Origin of the sequence: Candidatus Sulfotelmatobacter sp. (assembly GCA_036500765.1) — a bacterium.
Classification (GTDB): Bacteria; Acidobacteriota; Terriglobia; order Terriglobales; family Acidobacteriaceae; genus Sulfotelmatobacter.
The window spans coordinates 1-26,847 of record DASYBM010000002.1; the positions used below are offsets into that span (position 1 = coordinate 1).

The window sequence follows — 26,847 nt, forward strand, 5'->3', positions numbered from 1 at the left end:
AGCTCGCGTTTGACCCTTGCTCGACCTGCTCTCGTTGCTCGCCCTTGCGGGGCGCAACGCGCGATCTTCGCTTGGGCTCCGGGCTCACCGCCAACCGGATAAACCTACCCTACGCCTCGGAACTCTATCTTGCCTTCAACATTTCTTCTCCGTTCTCCTCGACCAGCGCTTTGCTATAGACCCTTGCTCGCCCTCCTTCCCAATCTTGCGATCGGAAAAGTGACTTCGCTCGAGCCCCGGACGCCGCGCCAACCGGAAAAACTTAAGAAGCTGTCAAAGAACAATTCCCTTGTACTCCTTCTATATTTTCAGTCAACGAAAAATACGCGATTGTAAGTACATGCGTTTTCAATCGAGTGCAGCGCGTCCACAGGGGGATGACCGATTTTAGTGCAGGAGGTTGGGCAATTTCGGCGGAAAGCCGCGCGGGACGAGAGTTTCCGCAGGATTTATTGATGGAAGTCGATGTTAAGGATCGAGGCACATTTTGTTGCGGGCTTGTGAAAATCGCGCAGATGGCGCGTACTACAAGGGACTTTGATTCCGGTCAAGCGATCTCAATTGTTTCGTCAAGGAACCGCCTGCTTTCGTCAGAACTATCAAGTTCGAACGAATTAGTGAGAGCTGCCTTTCCTTTCTCCACGCTCGTAATGACATAGGAGAGTCCAGGCCAGTGCGCCTCTGCGAGATCGGTGATTGACCAGTGTGCTGGATGGTCAGGATGAGAGTGGTAGTAGCCGATAACATCCTCGCCGCGCTGTCTGGCTTCTCGTTGAATCCGAATCTGGTCACGCGGATCAATGTTGTAACGATTACGGGGAGAGTCCGTGCGGGTGTTATGGGCTCTTTCGATGGACGTGGTCACTCGTGTGCCTTCGTCATCAATGTGTCCCAAGAGAATTCCGCAGCATTCGTACGGGTAGGTTTCTTCGCCGTGCTTGCGAAGGGCGTCATAGTCTTTGCGGGAGAGTTTCAGCATGAAATTGTCGATCCGAATCGCCTGCTCGGGGCGCAAACTTATCCTTCGGTCCAGAACCTCTCGCTGAGATATTTGTCGCCGGAGTCGCAGAGGATGGTGACGATCACGGCCTCTCGATCTTTTTTTAGCGGGAGGACGTGGGCAATTTTGAGGCATCCGACTACGGCGGCGGCGGCGGAGATTCCTACCAGCAGGCCGGCTTTGCGCGAAAGGTGGCGGGCCATGGCGTAGGCGTCTTCGGTGGAGATTTCAAGATTCTCATCGGCCAGCGTTGGGTCGTAGATTTTGGGCACGATGGCGGTGGACATGTGTTTAGCGCCTTCTATGCCGTGAAAGCTCGAGTCGGGCTGGAGCGAGATGCACTGCACGGCCGGGTTCAGTTCTTTGAGACGGCGCGTCGCGCCGACGAAAGTGCCGCTGGTGCCGAGCATGGAGACGAAGTGAGTGATGCGGCCCTGGGTCTGCTGCCAGATTTCGTTGGCGGTGCCGTGATAGTGGGCCTGCCAGTTGGCTTCGTTCGAGTATTGATCGGCGTAGAAATATTGGTCGGGGTGCAGGGCGGCGAGTTCGCGGGCTCTGCGGATGGCGCCGTCGGAGCCGTCGGCGGGATCGGTATAAAGAATTTTGGCGCCATAGCCTTGCAGGATCTGCTTCCGTTCGCGGGAAACATTTTCGGGCATGCAGAGAGTGACGGGGAATCCTTCGGCGGCGCCGAGCATCGCATAAGCGATGCCGGTATTGCCGCTGGTGGCGTCGAGAAGAGTTTTTCCGGGACGAAGCTGGCCGCGGGCGCGCGCTTCGGCGACGATGTTGGCGGCAGCGCGATCTTTGACGGAACCGCCGGGGTTATACCATTCGGCCTTACCCAGAAGTGCTACGCCGGGTAGGTCGGCCGTGAGCGCGTCGAGACGCAGCAGAGGGGTGTTGCCGATGCGCTCGAGGAGAGTATGGCCGAGGGTTTCTCCCAGTCGGGACGCGGCTCCGCGAGTTTGGTTAGATTGTGCCGGAGTGTACATTGCCGCCGATCTTGCAGAACCGTGTGCCATGAATGAACCGAAAGGCCGTGACCAACGTAATGTGCTATATGGCCGGAAACGAGGTATGTAGTACCTTGTTTACAGTAATCAGATGAATAGTTTCGCCCGGCGATGCAGTCCGTGTAAAGTTACGGTCAGTTTTAACCAATGATGCATCCAATAGACGAGTTTGATGTGGGCAGGAAAGGTTGAACGTAAAAGCTAATGTCGAAAACCATTGAAGCACGAACCTATGAAGAAGCGCTGGCCTGGCTACGCGATCACGGGTTCGACACGACGGACGCTCCGGGCACAACGGCTCGAGTGTTTCTGCGGAAATATAACGTGTCGGCGGCGATTCAGAAGACGCCGGAAGACGGGGTGAAAATTTTCGCGTATCCCGGGTATCTGATTGGCAGCGAGATATCGAAGTTAGTGAACCGCGGGTACCAGCAGTTTCTGAAAACTTCGAAGACCGAGGTTCCTGCTTCAGCCGAGCAATTGAAGGCGCTGCAATCTTTTTCGGAAGAGCTGAAAGTGGGACTCGGGCTGCCTAGCCTCTATAACGAGTCGCTGGGCACGGTGAGCGAGTCGTATCAGTATGACCGCATTGAGGACCGCGACAAGCCGGCGGTGGATCGGCCGAAGCGTCCGTGGGAAGTGGCGGGAAAGGCCGCGGTGGCGGGGAAGAAGGGGCGGGCCTAGGGGCGTTCGGTCTTCCGTCTTAAGTCTTCCGTATTCGGTCTTGGGTCTTCGGTCTTTGGCAGGAGCGAACACCCAACATAGATTTTGCGGTCACAATTATTTGGCCTCCGATGGGTCGTATGCAGGAGGAGACGAATTGATCTTGCCGACCAGGCTGTCTTCAGCCTTCTTATGTAATTCCTGAACCCTGTGGAGTTCCTTCTCCGCGTCGGCGGTCTTGCCCAAAGCTTGATACAGACGTCCCAACTGGTAGTGCGCGTCGGGCAGATCCGGATCTAGAGATATAGCTTTCAGCAAAGCGCTTTGCGCATCCTTATATTTTTTCTGTTGGAGATCGATGGCTCCCAGGTCGACGTAGACGATGCGCAGATTTTTCTGGATGGTTAAAGAGCGCTGAAGGAAGGAAAGAGCTTCGTCGGGATGGTTGGCCTTCCATTCGATATCGCCGAGATAGGCCAGGGACTGCGCGTGGTTGGGGTCGAGAGTCAGTTCGCGCTGAAACTCTTGCCGGGCCTGATCGTATTGTTGCGACTTCCAGTGCAGGTACCCGAGACCGAAGTGAACGTTCGGCTCACTTGGCGAGATTTTCGCGGCGGCCTCGAATTCGGCGATGGCGTCGGCGGTTTGGCTCTCGCCGTCCAAGGCTTCGCCGAGAAGGACGTGGGTGGCGGGGGAGTTGGGATTTTGCTGGAGCAGATGGCGAAATTCTTCGAGGGCGCAGGGATAGTTCTTCGCCCACAGGCAGCTTTGCGCCAGCACGGTATGGAGTTCCGTATTGCCGGGATCGGCCTTAGCGGCGGGCTCGAGATACTTTACGGCGTCGGCAAATTGTTGTGCGCCGTAGTTGCTGAGGCCTAAGAGCGTGCGCGCCTGAGAATTTGTCGAATCGGCGGCGAGGGCGCGGCGAAAGGCGGCAGCAGCGGGCTGGAAGCGGGACTGCTTGAACTCCGCGAGGCCAAGGTTGAGTTGCACGCCGGGGAGTTTGGGATTGAGCGCGAGCGCCTTACGATAAGCGGCGGCAGCTTCAGAATACTTCTGTTCCTTGGAGAGAACCACGCCCAGGCTGGCCAAGGCAGCGGCGTCGGTGGGATTGCGCTCAGTGACGGCTTTCCAGGCTTGGGCGGCTTCGGGAAATTTTCCCTGTTGTTCGAGGGAGATGGCATCGGCGGGAGTGGGCGATTGCGCGAAGGCTACGACTGCCGAGAGGAGAGTGAGGAGAACGACGAGAACGAGTTCGACCGCGCGGTTTGTCATCCGAATAGGATGCTAATTCAACACTGTGGAAGAAGATCGTGCATTTTGCGCAATGCGAGGCCGAGCCCCCGAGAAGCGTGCGCCCCGCTCGTGAGTGCGAGCGGGGCGTGAGGTGGATACTTGAGGCAGATTAGTAGATCAGCTTCAAGCCGAGTTGGAATTGCCGGCCGTCATAGGCCTGGGTAATCTGGCCGAAGTTGCCGGAATTGAAGTTGTTGCCGAGGCCGCCGGTGTCGGAATTGCCTTGAAATTGAGTGTGGTTGAAGGCGTTGAAGGCTTCGGCCCGGAACTCCAAGCGAAACCTTTCCGTGAAAGCAAAGTTCTTCAGGAGCGACAGGTCGAAATTGTTGTGGCCGGGACCGCGGATGAAATCAAACGGCGTATTGCCGTAACAATCCGCGCCCGAACCGCCTTGCGAGCAGGTTGGGAAGCTGAAGTTCGACGTGCTGAACCACTGGGCGGCCGTCTTGGGGTAGGAGACAGAGCCCGTTACGTTGGGCCGCACCCCTGTATTGCCAAGGACAGCAGCGGCGGTACTCTGGTTAACGGGCACTCCCCCGATCAACACCGACTGCGTACCACTAACCCCAAGGTTGACTGGGGCACCGGTTTCTTCAGTGATGATTCCCGACAGTTCCCATCCGCCTAAGGCACCCTTCACCAAGCGGCTAGGGCTGTTCCGGAAAATCGGCAGTTCGTATACGAAGTTAGCGAAGAAAACATTTCTGCGATCGTACACGGATGGTCCCCAATCGGCCCGCCATCCTTGATAAGGATTGGTGGCATTCTCGAGATCGCCGCCGCTGCCGGAAGACGTGGTCGCATCCATCGCTTTCGCCAGAGTGTAGGAAACCTGCAACTGAAGGTCGCGATGGATTTTTCCGGTCAGCGTAGTCTGCAAGGAATTGTAGGTGGAGTTGGCGCCGTTGTATGCCAGTCGGATACCGCCGTAACCAGGATAGGTGAGCGTAGGATCAACGTTAGGGCTCGGTGCACCTGCCAGAGTAAGAGCCGGCAGATCGGCCTCCGCCGGAAGGTTGATCGCCTGATAGTAGTTCTCACGCCGTCCCTGGTCTCCGACATACGCGATGTTTAGCACTGCGTGGGCACCGATTGCCTGCTGGACGCCAATGCTGTACTGGAAGCTCATGGGAGTCGGGTAATGCACAGCGATGCCGGTTACCCCAAGTGGAAGGATGGGCAAGTTCGCAGCGGTGATCGGCGCGCCGCCAGCGAGGCTCTGCCCGGGATTTTGCAACGAAACACCGTTAAGCGTCGGATTCGGATCGCCCGGCGGGTTAACGGCACCGTTGTACATGTCATTGCCCTGAATGCGTTCGTAAGAGATGCCGAAGCCACCACGAACTACAGTCTTGCCTTGACCAGTCAGATCATAAGCAAAGCCGAGACGTGGACCCCAATTGTTCCAGGAGTCGTTGACCAGACCCTTGGGAATTCCATTCACGCCGCCAACGCCGATTCCGTTGGTGTAGAACTGAACTCCCCCAAGGATCGGATTGGTGCTGGTAACGATCCCGGGACTCGGCGCTGTGCATCCCGTTAACCCGGGATTGGCCGCATCGGGGGCACTGCAGACGTGTCCCGAGTTGTCAAAGGTGGCGCGATCGGCCTGGTTGTACATGCTGGGATAGAAATTTGACGAGAGATGGTTGGTCTCGTAAGTATGAGGAATGCCATCCCACCGCAACCCGAGATTCAGGGTCAACCGGCTGTTCACGCGCCAGTTGTCCTGCACATAGGCCGCGGGGGAGATGTTGTTCCAGTGGCCGCTGATTTTCACCCCGTCTTCAGAATATGCCTGGGCATCGCCGAGGAGGAAGTCGGCGTAATCGTAACCCGTGTAGGAACCGTTGAACGTAAAGTTGCCTTCAGTATTGGCGAAGGCGTCTTGCACTTTCTTATAAAGCGCCCAGCTGAAACCGAACTTCAGCTGGTGCGCTCCCTTGGTCCAGGAGAGATCATCGCGAAACTGGTAATCGTCGGCCTTGTTATTCCATGGCGTCCAATTGGCGGTGTAATCGGAGGTGGTAACGCCGCTCAAATTGATCGAGGGGATGCGGTTGTCCTGGTTAGGCCCTTGAAATAGGCGGCCAAACATGAAGCTGCTCGGGGCCGAAACAAGGTTATTGGGAATAATGTGAATGCGGTTGCCGTTGTAATTGAAGGCGATCTCGTTGAGCAGCGTCGGGCTGATCACGTGGGTAGCGTGAATCACGGCGCTGTAGGATGGGTTTCCGAAAACGTTCGCCACACTCGGAACGTTGTCGCCGCTCCACTGAGTAGTTCCGTAGGTTTGCGAAATCTGCTCGGAAATCCAGTGCCCGAAGATGGAGAACTTGCTGCTGAACTGATGATCGACGCGTGCAATCTGTTCCGTCAGAGTTGTGGGCGAATTGTTGCCGCCCTGGAAGAACGCGCCGTTGGGAGAACTCGGGTTCGGAGTCGGGAAGATCCCGCCGTACTTGCCACCGGCGGTCAGCAAAGCTGTCGCGTTGCTGGCGATCATGCAAGCTGGGATGGTGTTGTTGGGAAACGGCGAGCCAGCTACCACTCCCGCTGGGGCCAGACCGCCGGGACAGTTTGCGTACTGAATCGAAGCCGGAACGACCGACAGGGCCGGATCGGTGGCGATGCTTGGCTTACCATTAAATGTGGTCGGGAGCGTCGCGCCAGTGGCAGTGGGATACTCGCTGGCCAGGGGCACGAGCTGATTCAGCAGGCCGCCATCGATTTCCTTGCGCCATTCCTGATTGTAAAAGAAGAAGGTGGGGTGAGCGTCGGCTCCGGGAACCTTCCCGCCCAAGTTGAAGCCGTAGATGTTATAGCGGAGTTCGGCGACCTTCTGAGGGGCGGGATTGAAGTAGTTGCGGGCGTCGAGGGCGTCGTTGCGGAACAACTCCCAGGCTTGAGCGTGAAACTGCTTGGTTCCGGATTTGATTACGGTGCTGATCTGGGCTGATGTAGCCAGGCCATACTCAGCGCTGTAATTCGAAGTGATATTGCGGAACTCGGCGATGGAGTCGAGGGAGGGAGCTACGCTGCCGCTGCTGCCGCCGCGGTCGAGGTTTTCGCCGCCGTCGATGAGTTGCAGGTTGTGGCCGGCGCGTTCGCCGTTGATGCTGATTGCGGCGTCGCTGCTCACAGGGGTGAAGCCTTCGCGGGAGTTGGTGAGGCTGGATGCGCCGGGGGCCAGAGCGAACAGCTCGTACAGACTGCGACCGTTGGTGGCCAGCTGGGTGACTTGCTGTCCGGTAATGACGTTGCTGACTTCGCCGGAGTCGGTTTGCACGGCGACGGCGTTGGCTTCGACGGTGACGGTCTCCTGGGCGCTGCCGACGGTGAGCTTGAAGTCGATACGGCTGCGGTCGCCTACGTCGAGGGTGATATTTTTCTGCTCGGCAGCCTTAAAGCCTGAGGCCGTGGCGCGCACGTTGTAGTGACCGATGTGGAGGTCGGGGGCGACATATTGGCCATCGCTATTGGTGGGCAGATCGCGCGTGACCCCAGTCTCCGTGTTGGTAATGGAAATGGTCGCGTTGGCAACCGTCGCACCAGACGGGTCAGTCACTGTACCGAGGATGGTGGCTTCCTGGGCGAACGCCTGTGATGCGAAGAGCATGAAGACGGACGCGAGGAGAAAAGGACTGCGTCGCAGAGCGCGGCCGAAACTCCCGGCGAACAGGGATGAGAGGGATTTCATGTGGAGCCTCCGAGATTTGTAGGTCGCGATCAGTTGGCACGACCGGTTGGTAACGGATAACCGTTTGACAGACAATCTTTGACAGACAATCAGGGTGAGCTAATTCCGGTAAATGGAAACGTTTACGTGATTACATCCGTTGCATGGTCGTTGTCAAGAAGAAAAACGATATAGTGGCCGCGTTTAGGGCGGTTTGGCGGGCTCGAAAAGGGCGCTTTTCACGCTAACAGGAATGGGTGTACTCTGGCGACATACAAACGGCCGCGTGCCGGGGCTGGCAAAAAGAGCCTTCCTGGAGCGGCGGCATGGGGGCGATGAAATGCCGACCCGAAGCTGGATTAGGAAGCTGGCGGTATCAAGCTTGATTCTCTTCGTTTGTTCGACCCACCTGGTTTGCCCGATTCGCTCATTCAGCCAGGAGAGGGCTGCGACGACCCCGGCCCCCTCTGCGGCCGTGGAGTTTCCAGTGATCATGCAGCAGAATGTGACGGCGGGCAAAACTCAGGCCGGAACCAAGGTCGAGGCGAAGTTGGAAGTCGCAACTATGGTGAATGGCGCGGTCATCCCGAGGAACGCGGTATTTTCCGGGGAGGTGATCGATTCAGTGGCGAAAACGAAGACAGACCCGTCGCGCATTGCCATACGAATGGACTCGGCGCGGTGGAAGGACGGATCGGCTCAACTCAAAGTTTATCTCACCGCGTGGTATTACCCCACACAGGATGTGGGTGGCCAGGACTTGCAGTACGGACCGCAGCAATCCGCGAAAGCGACGTGGAACGGACAAGGGCAGTATCCGGATCCGAATTCGAAAAGTTATAAACCGTTTCCGGGGAGCGACTCGGGGAAGGAGTCGGGCGTTCCGGACACGCCGAATGCCAAGACTTCAAACCACCGTGTGCAGATGAAAGATGTAGAAAGTACGACCGGCGCGGACGGGAGTATTGCGCTAGTTTCTAAACGGTCCAATCTCAAATTGGATAAGCTGACGGCGTATGTCTTCTCGAGCAGCGACTTGATGGCCCCGAAGTAGGGTTGGGGCTTGCCCGTTCAAGGGCTCCGGTGGATTTTGGTCACGCGCGGGGCCGGTTGAGCAGGAGATCTCTTCGACTCCGTTCAGGGGCAGGCTCATCGCTTCGCCTGAAAACGGCTGCGCTCCAGGATGACAAACCAGTGGCTGATAAATCCTAGATGATCCAGGAGCCAGCGGGCGGCTTCTTGACCGCGCGATTCCACTGTGCTACAAGCGACGGTCAATCGTAATCGTTAACGCACTTACATCTAGCAGGTTTTTCGCGCCATCTGGCAACTGTTCGGCGTGCTTTGCGGGGGAGAATTGTCCATGGGAACGCCCACTCGAAATATTCTGCACAGAGTTTTCTTTATTGTCGTCGTTCTCATTTCTGCGCTCGGTGCACCGCGTGCCGGGGCACAGACGGCGTCGAGCCCTATCTATCTGGATCCATCCCAGCCGATGGATGTGCGCGTTGACGATCTGATCAGGCGCATGACGCTGGAGCAGAAAGCTTCGCAGCTGGTGAACCAGGCGCGGGCGATTCCCGACTTGCAGGTGCCGAATTATGACTGGTGGAGTGAGGCGTTGCACGGCGTAGCTAACGCGGGGACGGCGACAGTGTTTCCTGAGCCGATTGGACTGGCGGCCACGTTTGACGATCCGCTGATTCACGAGATGGCGATTGTGATTGGGACGGAGGCTCGCGCGAAACATAATCAGGCGATCAAGGCGGGACGGCGCGACATTATGGAGGGTCTGGATTTCTGGTCGCCGAATATTAATATTTTTCGCGACCCGCGCTGGGGGCGCGGGCAGGAGACGTACGGGGAAGATCCATTTTTGACCGGGCGCATGGGCGTGGCGTTCGTGACCGGCTTGCAGGGGGATGATCCGAAGTATTTCCGGGTTATTTCTACGCCGAAACATTTCGCGGTGCACAGCGGGCCGGAGCCGTCGCGGCACAGCATTGACGTTCAGGTTTCGAAGCACGATATGGAAGACACGTACTTGCCGGCGTTCCGCGCAGCGGTGACCGAGGGCAAAGCCGAGTCGGTGATGTGCGCCTATAACCGCGTGAATGGCGAACCGGCGTGCGCGAATACTTTTTTGCTCAAGGACACGTTGCGCGGGGCGTGGAAGTTCAACGGCTATGTGGTATCGGATTGCGACGCGATCGTCGATATTTTTCAGGGCCACCACTTCGTCAAGAGCCAGGCCGAGGCCGCGGCGGTTGCGATTAAGACTGGAATGGACAATGAGTGCGCCGACTTTTTCACCATCGCGAAGGACGATCACGACTACAAGCCGTTCATCGACGCCGTAAAGCAGGGACTGCTCACGGAGGCGGATTTGGACGTTTCGTTGCGGCGGCTGTTTACGGCGCGCATGCGATTGGGAATGTTCGATCCTCCGAGTATGGTTCCGTATGCGCAGACGCCGGAGTCGGAGATTGACAGCGCGGCGCATCGGCAACTGGCGCTGAAGACGGCGCGAGAATCGATGGTGCTGTTGAAGAATGACGGCGTGCTTCCGTTCGCGAGTGGCGTGAAGAAAATTCTCGTGGTCGGGCCCTTGGCGGAGTCGGTGCAGGTGCTGCACGGAAACTACAGTGGTACGGCGTCGTATGCGGTGACGGCGCTTGAGGGGATTCGGAAACAGTTTGCCGGGGCACAGGTTTCCTATGAGCCGGGGACGAATTTTCTGCGGGAGGCTCCGGTGATTCTGACCTCGGTGTTGTCGACCGAGGACGGCAAGCCTGGGCTGAGAGGGGAATATTTTTCGGGAGAATTGACGGGAACGCCGCAAGTCGTACGGGTCGATCCCTACGTCGATCTTCAGCTTTCGCATCCCGATGCGCATGCGCTGCCGGTGCCGGCCGGCATGAAGGATTTCTCAGTACGTTGGACCGGATTTCTGACACCCTCGGAATCCCGTACTTATCAGATCGGTTTGATGGGGTCGATGCAGCGGCTGTGGCTGGACGGCAAATTAATTATCGATGACTTCGTGGGGCACGATCCCAATCCGCAGTTCGCGACGGTTACGCTCACCAAGGGACATAAATACGCGGTGAAAATCGAGTATCTGGCCGGCGGGCGGACGACGAAGCTGGTCTGGTTGCCGGTGAGCGGCGATCCGTTGGTGGAAGCGGTCTCGGCGGCACAGCAGGCTGATGCAGTGGTCGCGGTGGTGGGCATCACATCGAAGCTGGAGGGTGAGGAGATGCGGGTCGACCTGCCCGGATTCAAGGGCGGTGACCGCACGAATCTCAGTCTGCCGGCCGAAGAAGAAGCGCTGCTCGGAGCGCTGAAAGGTTCGGGCAAGCCGCTGGTGGTGGTGCTGATGAATGGCAGCGCGCTGGCCGTGAATTGGGCGAACGATCATGCCAATGCGATCCTGGAAGCTTGGTACTCGGGAGAAGAAGGGGGAACGGCGATCGCGCAGACGCTGGCTGGCGTAAACAATCCGGCCGGACGGTTGCCGGTGACTTTTTATAAAGGAGTGGAGCAGTTGCCGGAGTTCGAAGATTATGCGATGAAGAACCGCACGTATCGGTATTTCACAGGGGAGCCGTTGTATCCGTTCGGATATGGGTTGAGCTATTCGAAGATCGAATATAGCAATCTGAAATTGTCCAGCCCGGAACTGGACGCGGGTAATCCACTGTCGGTTGATGTGGACGTGAAGAACGCCAGCTCACAAGCGGGAGATGAGGTGGTGGAACTTTACGTCACGTTCCCCAAGCTGGCAGGGACGCCCTTGCGGGCGCTGCGCGGGTTTACGCGGATTCATTTGGACGCCGGCGAAATGCGGCATGTGAAGCTAGAGTTGCGGCCGCGCGACTTGAGCTATGTGAATGAAGCCGGGGATCGGATAGTCGCGGAGGGGGATTATGTGATCACTGCCGGCGGAGGACAGCCTGGAACTGGTGCGGCGCAGGCGGAGGCTCATCTCGCGATTCGCGGGGAACAAAAATTGCCGGAGTAAAATGAGCGGAGGCGCGGGGGCGCCCCTCCGGGATGATACGTCGTAAATTTTTTTGCGTGGTGCTCGCGTTCTTGTCCCTGGGGTTCACGGGCGCGTCGTTGGTTGTACAAGCGCAGGGGCTAAAGCCCGAAGATGAAGTGACGCTTCACTCGGCCCCTTCGACAAGCTCAGGGCGGGCTCTAAAGGGCCGCTCTTCCACGTTACCAGCCGCTCCCGGTTCACCCGTTTCGGGCTGGAACCCCGCGGCCGAAAGTCCGATCCGGTTTACCTTTCAACCCATCGATTTCAAGCTGGACAGTGATGAGACGCCGGAGCGGCATGCTCCCGAGACGATGGCGGGCGGCGTCGCTATTTTCGATTACAACAATGACGGGAAGGTCGATATTTTCTTCACCAACGGTGCGGATATCAAGACGCTCAAGAAGGATTCTCCGAAATATTCAGACCACCTTTTCGAGAACGACGGGCACGGGCACTTCACGGATGTGACCGAAAAGGCCGGGCTGGCGGGAACCGGCTACGACATCGGCGTCGCGGTGGGCGATTACGACAACGATGGATACGAGGACATTTTTGTTACGGGCGTGTATCGCAACACGCTGTATCACAACAACGGCAACGGAACCTTCGCTGATGTAACCATGAAGGCCGGCTTGAACAAGCCGGACGCTGAGTATGGGCCGCTGTGGTCGGTGGCCGCGGCTTGGGTGGATGTGAACAACGACGGGCTGCTCGATCTAGTGGTCATCAATTATTTGAAGTGGGATTTCAATCATGAGCCGCTGTGCGAGGCTTATGGGCATCGAGAATATTGCCATCCGAAGTTTTACAAGCCCACGCCGAACCAGTTGTTCCTGAACAATGGCGATGGCACGTTTCGCGATGCATCGGTCGAGGCGGGATTCCGCGCGCATCCGGGCAAAGGGATGGGAGTGGCGGCGGCGGATTCTACGCTCTCGGGCAAGATGGATCTGATGATTCCCAATGACAAGCTGATGAATTCGTTTTATCGAAACCTGGGAGGCGGGAAGTTTGAGGAGGCGGGGTTTGAGGAAAATGTGGCGCTGCGGGAAGACGGCGTTTTCATTTCCGGCATGGGCGTGGATTTTCGCGACCTGGATAATGACGGGTATCCCGATATTTTTCTGGTGGCGCTGGATGGCGAAACTTTTCCGCTTTACCGGAACACCGGCAAGGGAAGCTTTGTGGAGGTGACGCGCGAGAGCAATATGACGAAGCTTTCGCTGCCGATGGCGGGGTATTCTCCGAACATTGCGGATTTTGACAATGATGGGTGGAAAGATATTTTTGTCTCGCGGGGACATGTGCAGTCGCTGCTGGCTGCGCCGAATATTGTTGTCGAGCAGCCGAATTCTGTATTTCGCAATCTGGGGGGAATGAAGTTTTCTGCGTTGACGGCCGAGGCTGGATTTACGGCGCAACCGGCAGCGCGGCATCGGGGGTCGGCCGTGGGGGACTTGAATGGAGACGGGCGGCTCGACGTGGTGGTGTCTGCACTCAGCGCGCCGGCGGAGATTTGGATCAACCAGAGTCCAGGGAACAATCATTGGATTGAATTCAAGTTGCAGGGGACTAAGAGTAATCGCGACGGGATTGGGGCACGGATCAAAGTCGTGACGAAGACGGGTGCGCAGTATAACCACATGACGACGAGCGCGGGGTATGCATCGTCGAGTGCAGGGCCGGTACATTTTGGGTTGGGGGCGAACGCGTCGGCGGATGTGGTGGAGATACGGTGGCCTTCGGGGATTGTGCAGACTTTGCGGGATGTCGCCGGGGATCGGGTGGTGGTGGTGAAGGAGGCTGGGCGATGATCCCGCTTCAGGGCTAATATCTTCAGCTTCCACGGCTTCAATATTATCTTTTGCCAATTGGAATGCGCATAGCCTTCGGAACCATGTTTTCAAGCGTTCTGAAATACAGTCCCAGCGAACTCGGTGTTACCTTGACGGGCACCATGACCTTCCCTGCGCCTGCGTTGTACTCAGAGAACCATCCGCCTTCACCCCAAACGATATACAGAACGTAGGTTCGGCCTTGTTTGCACTCTGGGCAATCTACGACAGCAGTTCCAAACAGCCTGTCGCCCCGTCTAAGTGAGGCGGCGATCGCCGGGGTAAAAATCTCCTCAAACCCACTTTCATCGCGAGCTTTGATGAAATCGAAAGTTTGTGTTGGTATCTGAAGCGGGTTGAGGTCATTCCGACCCTGGCTGTCCATGTCCCACAGAACCACTTCCCATTTCACATTTCTTGCAACCGCGCCTGAGATGTTATCTATTGCCAAGACTGGATATCTGGGATCGGTGAACCGTAAAGTTACGCTTGGCTGCTCCGGTTGAGGCTCCGCCCGCGGTGAATGTTCGGCGGAATATCGTCTGGCAACGGGACTCCATAACACGACGACGGCAAAAAATGTAGCCGATGCCCAGAGGATCACTTTAACGTCAATCGGACAGGAGGCTGTACCGTCATAAACAAAAAACAGATGTGTTACAAACAGCCAGGCTATCCCCCAGATGACACACGCAACTATCACGCTAGCGGGGAATCCACTCACGGAGTACCCGAGCCCGGCAAAAAAAAGAACGAACGCAAACAAAATGTCGAGATGTGTCGCGCCAAATTTCGCCATTCTCTGCCTGCCGCCGCGCTTGGAGCTTACTCCGCAGTTCGCACAATCCAGCATGCAGTTTTCGAGTGCATGAGGCAAGTACATAATTGCCACCCCGAAGCGCGCCCTATCTAGCTGAATATGTGGTGCAGGGCGGGGTAGATTTTTTGGTAGGTGCGGTAGGAATGCTGCATCGTGGTGGAATCTTTTTTGTTCGCGGGAATGCGGAGGGCTACGCGGACGATTTTGTCGCAGGCTTCATCCACCGTGGTCCAGGCGCCGGCTCCGGTGCCGGCTAGGATTGCTGCGCCGTAGGCTGCGCCTTCTTCCGCGGCGACGATTTCTACTTCGTGGGCGTACACGTCGGCTTGGATTTGGCGCCACAGCGGGGAGCGCGCACCTCCGCCGCCGAGGCGAATGCTCGTCACGGGAATTTGCATTTCGTCGAAGATGGTGAAGGTATCTTTCAGGCTGAAGGCTACGCCTTCCATGACGGCGCGAATGATGTGCGCACGCTGGTGCGAGGCGGTCAGGCCGATGAGAGCGGCGCGGGCGTTGGGGTCGAGATGCGGCGTGCGCTCGCCCATCAGATACGGAACCCAGAATGCTCCTTCGGAGCCGGCGGGGGCGCGGCTGGCTTCTTCGGCGAGAATTTCGTACGGGTCTTTATTTGACACCCCAACTGCATGTGCCTCTCGAACCGCGACGCCGATGCGATCGCGCAACCAGCGCAGAGATAACCCCGCAGCCTGGGTCACGCCCATCACGTGCCAGCGGCCGGGGATGGCGTGGCAGAAAGTGTGCAGGCGCCCCTGGGGATCGAGCGCGGGACGATCGGTGGCAGCGAAGACTACGCCGGAGGTTCCGATGGTGGCGCTGACAGCGCCGGCGCGGGCGATGCCCATGCCGACGGCTCCGGCGGCCTGGTCTCCAGCGCCGGCGACAACCGGAGTTCCAATTTTCAGACCCGTGGCTTCGGCGCCTGGCGCGGAAATTGTTCCGCAGATGTGCGGCGATTCGAAAAGAGCCGGCAGCAACCCGAGGTCGATGCCCGACTTGTTGAGAACCTCGGTCGACCAGCGGCGGTTGGCGACGTCGAGCAGAAGAGTGCCGGAGGCGTCGGCCATATCGATGGCGCGTTCTCCGGTGAGGCGGAAGCGCACGTAATCTTTAGGCAGCATCACGTGCGCGACGCGGGTCCAATGTTGCGGCTCGTTCTCGCGCACCCAGAGCAGTTTAGTGAGCGTGAAGTTGGTGAGAGGAGGATTACAGGTCAGATGGATTAGGGCATTGCGGCCGAATAATTTTTCGAGTTCGTGAGTCTGGGCTTCACTGCGCTGATCGCACCAGATTAGCGCGGGGCGAATGACTTCATCGGCGGAGTCGAGCAGGACTGCGCCGTGCATTTGGCCGGAGAAGCCGACGCAGGCGATCTCGTCGGCGCGCAGGTTTGAGGAGTTGAGGGCTTTGCGGACCGCTAATCCGCAGGCGCGCCACCAGTCGCGGGGATCCTGCTCGGCCCAGCCCGGACGCGGGCTGGCGAACGGCTCGTGTTCTTCCGATCCGGAGGCAATGATCTTTCCGGTCGCGTCAATGACAAGAGCGCGCGTGCCGCCGGTGCCTACGTCGATTCCAAGATATGCGATGTTGCCTCCTCGAGACGCAAGTTCATCACGCAACCTGGAGTGCGCGGATGCTAAGCAAAATCTTCTTTAAGCAAAATCCTGGGCCAGGTCAGGCGTTGTTTCCTGAGCTTCTTCTTTGATTTTTTCTTTGGCCGATTCTTTTTGCAGAAAGAAATCCAGATTGCCGCGCATTAGCAGATGCGGCGCCAGTGCAACCTGGTGCGAACGGCTCGCGCCTGCTCCTTCGAGCAGAAATTCGTGCAGCATGCGAAATGCGATCTGGCCTTGCGCGCGCGGTCGCTGATAGATCGTCGCCGCGACCGCGCCGGAACGAATGTAGGGAACCAGGCCGGGAAAGACATCGGTCGTGATGATGGTCAGGCGCTCGAGCAGATTGGCATCGCGCGCCGCGTTCAGTACGGGGATGGAGACTTCCGTCGTAACGTAGATTCCAGAGATATCGGGATGTTGTTCAAACAACTGGCGGCATTTGTCGTAGGACTCGGCTTCGAGATCGTGATCCTCGATGGGCTTCAACAGGCGCAAATCGGGATAGAAGTTGCGGAGGGTACTTTCAAAAGCGCCACATTTCTCGGCATGCTCGGTGATGCCCATATCAAAAACGGTGATGGCGATCGATCCCTGGCGCGCGCCAAGAAATCTTCCCATGAGATCGGCGGCGATCGATCCGCTGGCGAGAGTGTCGATGGCGACGATGCCCAAACGTCCACTGCCGGGGGCATCGGTCGCGACACAAACTACGGGAATCTCGGCTCGTGACGCGCGGCGGATCCAGGGGCGCAGGACTTGCGGACGACTGGGGAAGGTGATGATGCCATCTACCTTGTCGGCGATGGCTGCTTCAAAGGCTTCTTCGTCGCCTTCGCCGAGGCGGGGATGAGTGCGAAATTCGAGTTCGACATTTTCGAGTGTGATCGACGCGGCGGCTTCACGAATGCCGGTGCGGACTTCGTCCCAGAATGAAGTGGTTCCCTGGAGAGTGTTGACCGAGATGCGCAGATTTTTTCTGGAAGACAAATATCGTGCGGCGATATTTGGCCGGTAACCCAGCGTTCTCGCCATCTGCAAGACTTTGTCTTTGGTGGCGGGGCTAACCCCAGGATGGTCATGCAGAGCACGATGCACCGAGCCAATTGAGGTACCCAGTGCCTTGGCGATGTCGCGAAGAGTGGTGGGAGACTTTCCCATGATTCTGGGTCCGAGTGCGAGAACAGCACCGGCGGCCAATTCAAAATATCTGGGGAGGGCGTTCTGGCCGCCGGCGACGTAAACGTTAACGGAAGTTGGGGAAATGCGCAAGACTGATATGGGGGGTGGGCAAATTTGGCTTTCCGGACGCGCCGGTTGCGTCCGAGATCCTTCACTCCGCCTGAAGAACGGCTCCGTTCATGATGACAATGCAATTTCCGGTGACCGGAACCGTAAGCGTTAGTGCACTGAGGCTTGGCTGCCAACGCGGCCTTTGTCGTCTGCGATGCCGGAGAGTTGGTAGATCCAGGTGCAGATGGTGTCGCGCCAGACGATGGCTTCGGTGGCCTGGTATTGCAGGCGAGCCAGGATGTCGCGATAACGCTCTTCGTCGATGTGGCCGCGGAGCGTCTGCCATTGCGTGATTTGATCGTGAGCTTGCGCTGCGCCGTCGTAGTGGGAATCGTAAATGTGCTGGATGACTGTCTTGCCTGAATGCAGCACGTGGGTGTAGGGCACGTGGTGGAAAAATAAAAGCAGATTGTCGGGGCAGTTCGCCAAAGATTCGTAGAGCGTTTGCACCTCGGGAGGATATTGGCCGATAAATCCGGTGCCGGTCGCGATGGTGCGATCCATGCCAATGCCCAGGTGGTCGGCGCGATGCCATTGTCCCCAGCCGTTTTGCTCGGACGATTCGGGGCCGGGATCGTAATGATTGCCGGTGATGTTGGTGAGCGTGCCTGCGCCCAGCGGGCCGGTATAACTCTCGTAAATGTGCCAGGAGTTGAGTTGCAGGGCGGTGATGGTTTTGAGAACGAGTGGGTCATCGCCGAAGGTGAGGCGGGTCCATTCGTCGACAATTTTTTCTGAGGTGAGGTTGGGATTCCAAGCGAGGCGGGCGAAGCCGTAGAGATTGGCCAGGGCCAGCGGACTGCCCAGCCAGTTGTCGTCCATGCCGACATTGGCCACGCCGACGAAACCGCCAATAGGGCGGTGGAAGACGCGGCCTGCGACTAGATCTTTCACGGGCGACGGCGCGTTGTCTTGCTTTTCACCCACGCGCATGTCGAAGTCAAGGACTTCTTTCCACATGGGAACGAGGAAGCAGAGGTGCCGCTGCTGGCCGGTGTATTCCTGCGTGATCTGCAACTCGATGGCTTCGTTGTTGCGGTGCAGGCCGGCGAACAGCGGAGAAGCGGGTTCGCGTACCTGGAAGTCGATGGGGCCATTTTTGATTTGAATGATGACGTTGTCGTCGAACGCGCCGTCGAGCGGATGGAAATTATCGTAGGCAGCTTTGGCGCGATCGTTTTTCAGATCATGCCAGTCGAGGTGGTGGTTATAAACGAAGGCGCGATAAAAGACGATGCCGCCATGTGGCTTGAGGGCGCGGGCGATTACGTTGGCGGCATCGGCGGGAGTGCGGCTGTAGGTGGAGGGGCCGAGGCGGCCTTCGGAGTCGGCTTTGACTACGAAGCCGCCGAAGTCGGGAATGCGGCGGTAAATCTCATCCACTTTTTTGCGCCACCAGTCGGCGACGCGCGGATCGAGAGGATCGAAGGTATCCAGACCGCCGATGACTTTGGGACTGCTGAGATCGACCGAGAGCGAAAGCTGAACGCCCCAGGGGCGGAAGACGTCGGCGATGCGGCTGACTTGCGCGATGAAACTATCTTCGAGAATGCCGGGGGCGGCATTGACGTTATTGATGGTGCATCCGTTGATGCCGACGGAGGCGAGCAGGCGGGCGTATTGGCCGGCTCGGGTCAGATCGCTGCGAATATTTCCGTCGGCGAAGAAGATGGACGGACCGCCGTAGCCGCGTTCAATTCGGCCGTCTAAGTTGTCCCATTGGTTGACCCAGCGGATGGGGGCGTGGGGCTGCTGGACTTCGTCGAGGTGGGCGAGATTTTCGTCGCGGACTTGCTTACTCAACGCAATCTTGCTTAATAGTGCGAACACGCCGTAGAGGACGCCTCGGTCGTTCACGGCGGCGACGATCAGACACTCGCGCCCGTGAATCTTGGCGCGCTTCAGCCAGTAGCCGTCGGCTTGCAGGTCTGAAGGCGGGGACAGATTTGGGGCAAGCCTGGGCAGGTCTTTCAGCCTTGCCAGAACGATGACGTTCCCGGGAGACGAGCTGATGCGGGCTGGCTTGCCCAGCATTTGTGCAAGGCCTTGGATTAATTCCTGCTGCGCGTTCTTAAGCACGATGGAATCGCTTTGCACAAAAACGTTGGCGGGCAAGCTCTGGTAGGCCTGGGCGGCTTGTGGGGTCAACGGGGAGTAGCGCAGCCAGGCGTCGGTGTCGGTGGCCCATGTCGCAGGGACTAACGAACAGAGAAATCCTGTGAAGACGGCTAACCGCAGCGCGACCGCAATGGGCCGGAGTTTCGGCATGGCACGGGAAGATTTGTTGAGTATAAGAGATAGACACTGAGCAGGTCGTAAAACGAGTTGATTTTTGGGCGCAGGAGGCCTAACATTCGCGGCGGAGGGCCCATGATGGCTGCTTCCAATCCTACCCGTACTTGTCTCCTTAAAATTGCTGCGGTAGCGTTTCTGGCCATGAGCGCTTTTGCTCAGGCGCCGCCTAAATATGATCCCGCCACGGAAACCACGGTAAAGGGCGCGGTCGAACAATTGAAACTGGTGCCGCCTTCGGGCCCGAAACCTATTGCTTATGTGGTGCTGAAGAGCGGCGCGGATTCGCTCGACGTATTTCTTTGCCCGAAGAAATTTCTCGACGACATGGGAATCGCCTTCAAAGATGGCGAGGAGATCGAGGTGACGGGATCCAAAGTTAAGCAACTAGGAGCCGATCTTATCCTGACGCGCGAGTTGCAAAAAGGGGGCGAGACGCTGACATTTCGCTTCAAGGACGGCAAGCCGGCCTGGTAACGCGCGTTTTTTTGTTTGCTGGCGTAGATCCCACCAATTCCGATCATCCATTCTTTGTGTTCTCCGTGCTGCGTGCATCGCGGCCCGGTTCCGCTTCCTGATAATCTCAAGATAGATTTCAGGAGACCGCACACTCATTGCCGCCGCTGATTAATGTTCGCAGTATTTCGAAGGCTTTTGGAGCCGACCCACTCTTTCAGAACGTCTCGTTCACGGTTTCCGAGGGAGACCGGATCGGGCTGATCGGGCCGAACGGGTCGGGCAAATCTACGCTGCTGCGCATTCTCGCGGGCACCGAAGAGACGGATGATGGGGAGATCGCCGTCCGCAAACGCATTCGGATGAGTTATGTGGAGCAAGAGTCGGAGTTCCGGCCTGGCGAGACGGTACGCGCGGGGGTCGACGCTGCGTTGAAAAATTCCGCGGTGCCGGAGTCGGAGCGGGGCACGCGTTTTGCCGAGACGCTGGGACGCGCGGGCTTTGCGGACCTGGACGCCGAGGCATCCGAACTTTCAGGGGGCTGGCAGAAGCGGCTGGCGATTGTGCAAGCGCTGGTGCAGGGGCCCGATATTCTACTTCTGGATGAACCCACGAATCATCTCGACCTGGCGGGAATCGAGTGGCTCGAGGAAGTGCTGGAGCAGGCAGGGTTCGCCTGTGTGGTGATCAGTCACGACCGGTATTTTCTGGAAAACGTGGCGACCGAGATGGCGGAGCTGAGCCGGATTTATCCGGACGGGCTCCTGCGGGTGAAGGGACGCTACAGCGTATTTCTGGAAAAGAAAGAAGAATTCCTGCACGCGCAGTCGAAGCGGCAGGAAGCGCTGGAAAATTTGGTTCATTCAGAGATCGAATGGCTGCGGCGCGGGGCGAAGGCGCGCACCAGAAAATCGAAGGCGCGTATCGACAAGGCGGGCGAGTTGATGGAAGAACTCGCGAACCTGAACACGCGCAGCCGCAGCGGCACGGCGCAGATCGATTTTTCGGCGACCGATCGCAAGACGAAGCGGCTGATCGAGTTGCAAGATGTCGCGTACGAAATTGGCGGGCGGCGGCTGTTTCAGGGATTGAACTTTATCATTTCGGCTGGGCTGCGGGTTGGGCTGGTCGGGCCGAATGGCAGTGGGAAGACGACTTTACTTCGCTTGTTGCGCGGAGAGGTGGCGGCGACCGTTGGTGAGATTCGGCGCGCGGAGAAATTGCGCATCGTTTATTTCGATCAGCGGCGGGAGCTTGATCCCAATGTTACTCTGCGGCGGGCGCTGGCGCCGGAGGGCGATTCGGTGATTTATCAGGATCGCGTTACGCACGTCGCTTCGTGGGCGGCCAAATTTTTATTCAAGAGCGAGCAGTTGAATCAGCCCGTGGAGCGGCTATCGGGAGGGGAGCGGGCGCGGGTGCTGATCGCGCAGTTGATGCTGCAACCTGCCGACGTCTTGCTGCTGGATGAGCCGACGAACGATCTCGACATTCCGACGCTGGAAATTCTGGAGGAGAGCTTACTCGAGTTTCGCGGGTCGCTGGTGCTGGTGACGCACGATCGCTACATGCTCGATCGCGTGTCGACGATCGTGCTTGGACTGGATGGCCAAGGCGGCGCCGAGCGCTTTGCCGACTATTCGCAGTGGGAGACGTGGCAGGCGCAGCGCATGCAGGCTGCGCAGGCTGGCGATCGGACAACGGCGCGCGCGGCGACTGCGGGAATCACTTCATCGCAAACTGCGACAACATCGGCGAAAAAGAAACTTTCCTATTTGGAGGCGCGGGAATACACCACAATCGAGCAGCGCGTTGCCGACGCGGAATTGGTGTTGGAATCCAAGCGCGCGGCCGCCGAGGATCCGGCGATTGCCAGCGATGCGGAGCGGTTGATGAGCGCTCACAAGGAACTCGAAGAAGCGCAGTCGGAAGTGGATGGGCTTTACGCGCGCTGGGCGGAATTGGAGAAGAAGCAGTAGACGACGATCATCCGAAGCCCTTCCAGGATGCCGCCGATGCTACCGAGATCCCTCACTACGCCTGATGAGACATCGTGTCGCGGTTATGCGCTTCTCGTTCCGTGATCGATGTCAATGCGCCAGGCAGAAAGCGATGATCGTATTGCCGCGAGCGCCTGTGCTTTTTCCCAGTTCGGAGAGCAGGCGCGATTCCAGGTCATCGGGATCGGGCTTCATTTCGCAGGCGGCGATTTCTTCGGGAGACGCGCCTTGAAAGCAGAGTTCGCAGACACCGAGACCACTTTCGCCTTGAGCGTCTTCGCCAGGAGCTTCTGAGCGCACAGGCGGCCCGAAGACACGGCAAGTCATCGGCCGCGATTCGTAGAGTTCACAATATCCCGTCTGGGGATCGAGCGCCGGGCAAGGCTCGTCGTTGGCGAAGTCGGCGAACTGTTCCTCGGCCTCTTCGCCTTCGCATAACGTGCCGCTGACGGAATCGCCGGGAAACTCGGGCGACAGCCGGGCTACCGATTCGCGAGCACGCTGGCGCACTTGCGCTGCGCGCTCGGGCGCGCGCGCTTCAAGATCGGCGAGGCCTTGCCGCAGACGGAGCGCATCGAGCTGATTGATGGGAAACGCTCCGATGCAGCATTGCGTGCATCCGGGGCGGCAGACGAGCCAGTGGCCGCTTTTCCGGGTGACGTCGACTAAGGCAGAGTCCACGATCTGAATCAGCCTCTGATCTCTTTTTCGAACTCCGCGGGATGGATAACGGCTCTGCATATCCGAGGATAGCGCATTTAGAGCCCGAGCAAATTGACTCTCAGCTTGGCATAGCCGCGTTCGCGAGCCCATAGGTCGAGGGGAGCGGAGGCGAGTTCGTCGACCACCGGTTCGGCGCGTCCGTTTTTCGTCAGGTCGATGCTCTTGGTGTAGGTTTTGCAGGAGTCGCAGCATTCGACGCGAATGTAGTCGAAATCGTCGGCGGTGAAGACCGCAAGCTTTTTGTCATTTTCTTCGCCGCAACCTGGGCAGACAATGCGGCGGAATTCCCATTCGGCGAGGCAGAAGGTACAGACCATCGATCGCGCGCCGCCGTCGCCCATCTGGCGCAATACGCCGAAGCCGGGCTTGCGATTGCAGAACGGGCAGAGAGCGTACGAGGTCGAACGCGGGCGCAGAGCAGCGTGGGAGCGGAGCAACTCGGCGTAGGGCTGGAGAAAAGCCTGGGCCAGTAAATCCTGAGCGTCGGCCGGAGCGTAGGCTGCCCATACTGATTGTAATAATTCCGCGCAGAACTGTGGGCCACGGCTGCGCAGTTCGCGACTCACCTCGGCCAACAGCTTCGGTCCGTACGCTTCCGCCATGAACACGAACGAATCGAACCGGGAGCTGAGTTCGAAGAGCTCCGCTGGCGTGAGGTCGCGGTCTATCGAAGAGATCGGCGGCTGAAGCACGACGCGGAGTTCGCGATTGAGTTCCTCCTGGAAACGTGCGATGCGGATGTAAAATCCGAGAATTTCTGCCGCGAAGGCGTGCGGGCTGGCAAGTTCCTGCGCGCGCTGGATGCGCCGCTGCCAGGGGGATTTCGTCATCTAGCAATTATCGGCGGCGATCCTACGATCGGCAAGCTTGCATGCTTCTCGATCGACGATTACAGTAGCTTTGCTTCATTCCCATTTCTCGACTCCCGGGAAGCAGGTGGCGCATGTCCGGAACTGCAGGCGCATCCACTTCGCATGAGAAATTAGCCTCGTCACCGCCGCCAAGCGGCGGAAGTCTTCCCCCTATTCTGATGTTCCTGGTTACGGCGGCCGTCGTGATCATGGCCTGGAGGGGCGCTACACCCGCCACGCCGTGGGCGCAGGGTTACGATCCCTTCGGGCGCTGGTGGCTGTCGGCGATTTGCGCAGCACTGCCCGTGGTGGTACTGCTCACGACTCTGGCGATTTTTCGTGTGAAGGCGCATTATGCCGCTTTTCTTGGACTCGTGACCGCCCTCGTAGTTGCCGCTGGGCTGTTCCACATGCCGATCAAAGTGGCGAGCATCACCGCCATCTACGGAGCGCTGTACGGATTGTTCCCCATCGGCTGGATCATTCTCAATGTCATTTTCCTGTACCGCATGACGCTGGCGACCGGGCGATTCAAAGTCTTGCAGCAGAGCATGACCGGCATCACGCAGGACACGCGGCTGCAACTGCTGCTGATCGCATTTTCGTTTGGCGCGTTTTTTGAAGGCGCTTCGGGATTCGGAACGCCGGTAGCCGTGACAGCTGCGCTTCTGATCGGCCTCGGCTTCAGACCGTTGCAGGCTTCCGGGTTGTCGCTGATCGCCAATACCGCCCCGGTGGCGTACGGCGCGCTGGCCACTCCGATTGTGGCTTTGGCCGCAGTCACCGGGTACAGCGAGTTTGCGCTGGGAGCACAAGTTGGCCGCATTCTTCCATTTTTCTCGATGCTGGTGCCGTTCTGGTTGATATGGGCATACGCGGGTTTTAAGGGGATGAAAGAGATCTGGCCGGCCATTGCGGTTGCGGGCGCGGCCTTCGCCCTTCCGCAGTACCTGGTCTCGAACTATCACGGGCCATGGCTGACCGACATTATTGCAGCGATGTGTTCGATGCTGTGCTTGATTCTGTTTCTAAAAATCTGGCAGCCTGCGCGGATCTGGGGACATGAGGGCCACCAAGGGGAACAGCGTGCTGCGCGCGGTGCGCACGGGTATAGCCGCAGTGAGGTGGTGCGCGCGTGGCTGCCATGGCTGGTTCTGAGCATTACGGTTTTCTGTTGGGGAACATACACCGGCAAGAAAATTATGAACACGCCGGAGAAAGTATTTCCTTTCATGAGCGGGTGGTCGACGCCACCGAGTAAGATGACCAACCCTCAGATTCCTGTGACCGGGCTCAACAAGATGGTGCAGCGGGTGCCTCCGGTCGTGGCCAAGCCTACGGCCGAGGCGGCGATATTCGGCCTGAACTGGTTGTCGGCGACGGGCTCGGGAATTCTGATTGCCGCGATAATTTCCGGCTTCATTATGGGATTGTCGCTTCCGCGGATGGTCGCGATGTGGTGCCAAACGGTGTGGCACGTGCGCTTCTCGATGATCACCATCGCGGTGATGATGTCGCTCGGCATTATCACGCGGTACTCGGGCGTGGACGCCACGATGGGCCTGGCCTTCGCGCGGACGGGGCATCTTTATCCGTTCTTCGGAACCTTGCTGGGATGGTTGGGCGTGGCGCTGACCGGCTCCGACACTGCGTCGAACGTGCTGTTTGGCAGCTTACAGAAAATATCGGCACAGCAGATCGGCATTTCGCCCGTGCTGATGGCGTCGGCGAACAGCGCGGGCGGCGTGATGGGGAAGATGATTGACGCCCAGAGCATTGTCGTCGCCAGCACTGCGACCGAATGGTATGGGCACGAGGGCGACATACTGCGCTACGTGTTCTGGCATAGCATTGCGCTGGCTTGCCTGGTGGGCGTGCTTGTATTTCTCGAGGCGTACGTGGCGCCGTTTACGCGGCTGGTAGTGCAGTGAGTTACGCGGGAGTCGCAGTTGCGCACAACTCCCGCTTTCCTTACGGGAACTAGATTGTCAGATTGCTGCTATGCCGTTGAGCGCCGCATCCGCGGAAAGCCCACCGGCATTGCCAAGATTGGTGAGGCTGCCATCGGAATTGATGCCGAAGGTGTCGATCGTGCCGGTTCCGGCGTCGAGAGTGTAGAGATATTTGCCGTCGGCGGTGATGGCAATGTCAAGGTTAGTGCTGCCAGAGGGCAGCGTGCCCACAACCGTCCCGGGCAGCGCAGTTAAGGAGCCACTAGCGCCGATGGAGAATCCGGAGATGGTCGAGGTGCCTGAGTTCGAGGTATAGACGAAATGACCGTCAGGAGTAACTACGTTCCAGCACGTGGCAGCACCGAGCGTAGGCACGCTCGCGCTGATGGCGGAGAGAGTTCCGCTGGGCGCGAGCGCGTAGGACGAAATGGCCGACGCATTCGTGGCACCAGCGGGGCCAGTTTCAGCAGCCAGTACCGCTCCATTGGGAGCGAAGACGACCGAGAACACTCCAGGGCCGGCGCTTGGGTTCACAACGATGGAAGCGAGCCTGCCGTCGGTCTGCACATGGAAGGCATCGATTACATTCGTGACTTTTTCCGTCACCAGCAAGGATTCGCCATCCGGGCTGAACGCCAACGAAGACGCTCCGGAACTGGCAGTGGACAAATAAGCGATGGAGTCTGGTATCTGCGTGAGACCATTCGCATCCAAGCGGAAACCAACGACATTGCTGGTACCTCCGGCGTTTACCACGTAGACCAGCTTTCCGTGTTGCGCGACCGCAACCGGCTCGCTGCCGCCCGAAGGAGTCTTTCCAACCAGAGAGAGGGTTGGTCCAACTACGCGAAAAACCGAAATGTCCCCGCTGCCGGCGTTGACGGCCAATAAGTGAAAGCGATCCTGGGTGAGAGTGAGCGAACCCTGGGATGCCAACGGATCGGTCAGGCCTCCGCTGCCACGGCCGCCGGTGGAGAAGCTGTGACGTCCGTGCAATGAGCCGTCGGCAGCGCGTTTGTAAGCGATTACTTCATTATTGTCAGCGGAGTTCGTCATCGCGAAGCGCCGCTGCTGCCAGTTTGAGCGTTGCTGCGTGCCGGCAATCCTACGGCGATTGCCAGCATCATGAGGAATAGGGTGCGAGTTGTCGTGGTCATTTCTCTCTCCTGGTCGATGGATGACGCAGAAATACCAAGGGGACGGCCACGGCGGACGGGGTTCGCCCCAGGGTGCATTGCGCACAGCATGGGAGGTGCGAGCGGCGGGAAAGTTTCAGGTTTCGGGAAAAAATCGAA

General features: G+C 58.4%; 18 protein-coding genes. 7 read left to right on the top strand and 11 right to left on the bottom strand.

From position 1 onward, the window contains the following. Positions 1-547 precede the first annotated feature (547 nt). Together VGM18_01270 and VGM18_01275 are read right to left on the bottom strand one after the other, a co-directional pair. The gene (locus tag VGM18_01270; protein ID HEY3971599.1) at positions 548-1,015 is read right to left on the bottom strand and encodes a M67 family metallopeptidase; all 468 of its coding nucleotides are present in this window, start codon (positions 1,013-1,015) and stop codon (positions 548-550) included. A 2-nt stretch (positions 1,016-1,017) separates the two neighbouring features. Continuing rightward, the gene (locus VGM18_01275; GenBank protein HEY3971600.1) at positions 1,018-1,995 is read right to left on the bottom strand and encodes a cysteine synthase family protein; all 978 of its coding nucleotides are present in this window, start codon (positions 1,993-1,995) and stop codon (positions 1,018-1,020) included. 225 nt (positions 1,996-2,220) lie between these two features. On the opposite strand from VGM18_01275, the gene VGM18_01280 reads away from it, so the two are divergent. Next, positions 2,221-2,700, top strand: a complete 480-nt coding sequence (locus VGM18_01280; GenBank protein ID HEY3971601.1) for a hypothetical protein — start codon at positions 2,221-2,223, stop codon at positions 2,698-2,700. Between the two features lie 96 nt (positions 2,701-2,796). Here the strand turns inward: VGM18_01280 and VGM18_01285 are convergent, their stop codons facing one another. Both VGM18_01285 and VGM18_01290 read right to left on the bottom strand, forming a co-directional pair. Beyond that, positions 2,797-3,954: a tetratricopeptide repeat protein gene (locus VGM18_01285; protein ID HEY3971602.1), complete on the bottom strand. Its 1,158-nt coding sequence runs from the start codon at positions 3,952-3,954 to the stop codon at positions 2,797-2,799. 130 nt (positions 3,955-4,084) lie between these two features. Then, positions 4,085-7,675 (bottom strand): carboxypeptidase regulatory-like domain-containing protein, encoded by a 3,591-nt coding sequence (locus VGM18_01290; GenBank protein ID HEY3971603.1) that lies wholly within the window; start codon positions 7,673-7,675, stop codon positions 4,085-4,087. Between the two features lie 454 nt (positions 7,676-8,129). Here VGM18_01290 and VGM18_01295 point away from each other — a divergent pair, with 454 nt between their 5' ends. From VGM18_01295 to VGM18_01305, 3 genes are all read left to right on the top strand, one after another. Continuing rightward, positions 8,130-8,708, top strand: a complete 579-nt coding sequence (locus VGM18_01295) for a hypothetical protein (protein ID HEY3971604.1) — start codon at positions 8,130-8,132, stop codon at positions 8,706-8,708. 309 nt (positions 8,709-9,017) lie between these two features. Continuing rightward, positions 9,018-11,678, top strand: coding sequence for a glycoside hydrolase family 3 C-terminal domain-containing protein (locus tag VGM18_01300; GenBank protein ID HEY3971605.1), 2,661 nt, complete (start codon positions 9,018-9,020; stop codon positions 11,676-11,678). Positions 11,679-11,749: 71 nt separating this feature from the next. After that, positions 11,750-13,513, top strand: coding sequence for a CRTAC1 family protein (locus tag VGM18_01305; GenBank protein ID HEY3971606.1), 1,764 nt, complete (start codon positions 11,750-11,752; stop codon positions 13,511-13,513). Between the two features lie 43 nt (positions 13,514-13,556). Here VGM18_01305 and VGM18_01310 read toward each other — a convergent pair whose 3' ends face one another. The 4 genes from VGM18_01310 to VGM18_01325 all read right to left on the bottom strand — a co-directional run bounded on the left by VGM18_01310 (position 13,557) and on the right by VGM18_01325 (position 19,546). Continuing rightward, positions 13,557-14,333 (bottom strand): hypothetical protein, encoded by a 777-nt coding sequence (locus VGM18_01310; protein ID HEY3971607.1) that lies wholly within the window; start codon positions 14,331-14,333, stop codon positions 13,557-13,559. Between the two features lie 110 nt (positions 14,334-14,443). After that, positions 14,444-15,991 carry a xylulokinase gene (xylB, locus tag VGM18_01315; protein ID HEY3971608.1) on the bottom strand — a complete coding sequence of 516 codons (1,548 nt, stop codon included), beginning with the start codon at positions 15,989-15,991 and terminating at the stop codon, positions 14,444-14,446. A 33-nt stretch (positions 15,992-16,024) separates the two neighbouring features. Further along, entirely contained in the window at positions 16,025-17,146 is a 1,122-nt protein-coding gene (locus tag VGM18_01320) for a LacI family DNA-binding transcriptional regulator (protein HEY3971609.1), read from the bottom strand. Positions 17,147-17,386: 240 nt separating this feature from the next. Further along, complete coding sequence (locus VGM18_01325; protein HEY3971610.1) at positions 17,387-19,546, bottom strand: alpha-glucuronidase family glycosyl hydrolase; 2,160 nt, start codon at positions 19,544-19,546, stop codon at positions 17,387-17,389. Positions 19,547-19,714: 168 nt separating this feature from the next. On the opposite strand from VGM18_01325, the gene VGM18_01330 reads away from it, so the two are divergent. Together VGM18_01330 and VGM18_01335 are read left to right on the top strand one after the other, a co-directional pair. Next, positions 19,715-20,047, top strand: a complete 333-nt coding sequence (locus tag VGM18_01330; GenBank protein HEY3971611.1) for a hypothetical protein — start codon at positions 19,715-19,717, stop codon at positions 20,045-20,047. Between the two features lie 137 nt (positions 20,048-20,184). Further along, the gene (locus VGM18_01335; protein ID HEY3971612.1) at positions 20,185-22,005 is read left to right on the top strand and encodes an ABC-F family ATP-binding cassette domain-containing protein; all 1,821 of its coding nucleotides are present in this window, start codon (positions 20,185-20,187) and stop codon (positions 22,003-22,005) included. A gap of 111 nt (positions 22,006-22,116) precedes the next feature. On the opposite strand, the gene VGM18_01340 is transcribed toward VGM18_01335, so the two are convergent. Together VGM18_01340 and VGM18_01345 are read right to left on the bottom strand one after the other, a co-directional pair. Then, the gene (locus VGM18_01340) at positions 22,117-22,707 is read right to left on the bottom strand and encodes a YkgJ family cysteine cluster protein (protein ID HEY3971613.1); all 591 of its coding nucleotides are present in this window, start codon (positions 22,705-22,707) and stop codon (positions 22,117-22,119) included. A gap of 77 nt (positions 22,708-22,784) precedes the next feature. Next, entirely contained in the window at positions 22,785-23,579 is a 795-nt protein-coding gene (locus VGM18_01345) for a formate dehydrogenase accessory protein FdhE (GenBank protein ID HEY3971614.1), read from the bottom strand. Between the two features lie 113 nt (positions 23,580-23,692). Between VGM18_01345 and VGM18_01350 the strand changes: the two genes are divergently transcribed. Further along, a complete protein-coding gene (locus VGM18_01350) occupies positions 23,693-25,531 on the top strand; it encodes an L-lactate permease (protein ID HEY3971615.1) in 1,839 nt (612 codons plus the stop codon). A gap of 57 nt (positions 25,532-25,588) precedes the next feature. Here VGM18_01350 and VGM18_01355 read toward each other — a convergent pair whose 3' ends face one another. Continuing rightward, positions 25,589-26,608: a beta-propeller fold lactonase family protein gene (locus VGM18_01355; protein ID HEY3971616.1), complete on the bottom strand. Its 1,020-nt coding sequence runs from the start codon at positions 26,606-26,608 to the stop codon at positions 25,589-25,591. Positions 26,609-26,847: the final 239 nt, after the last annotated feature.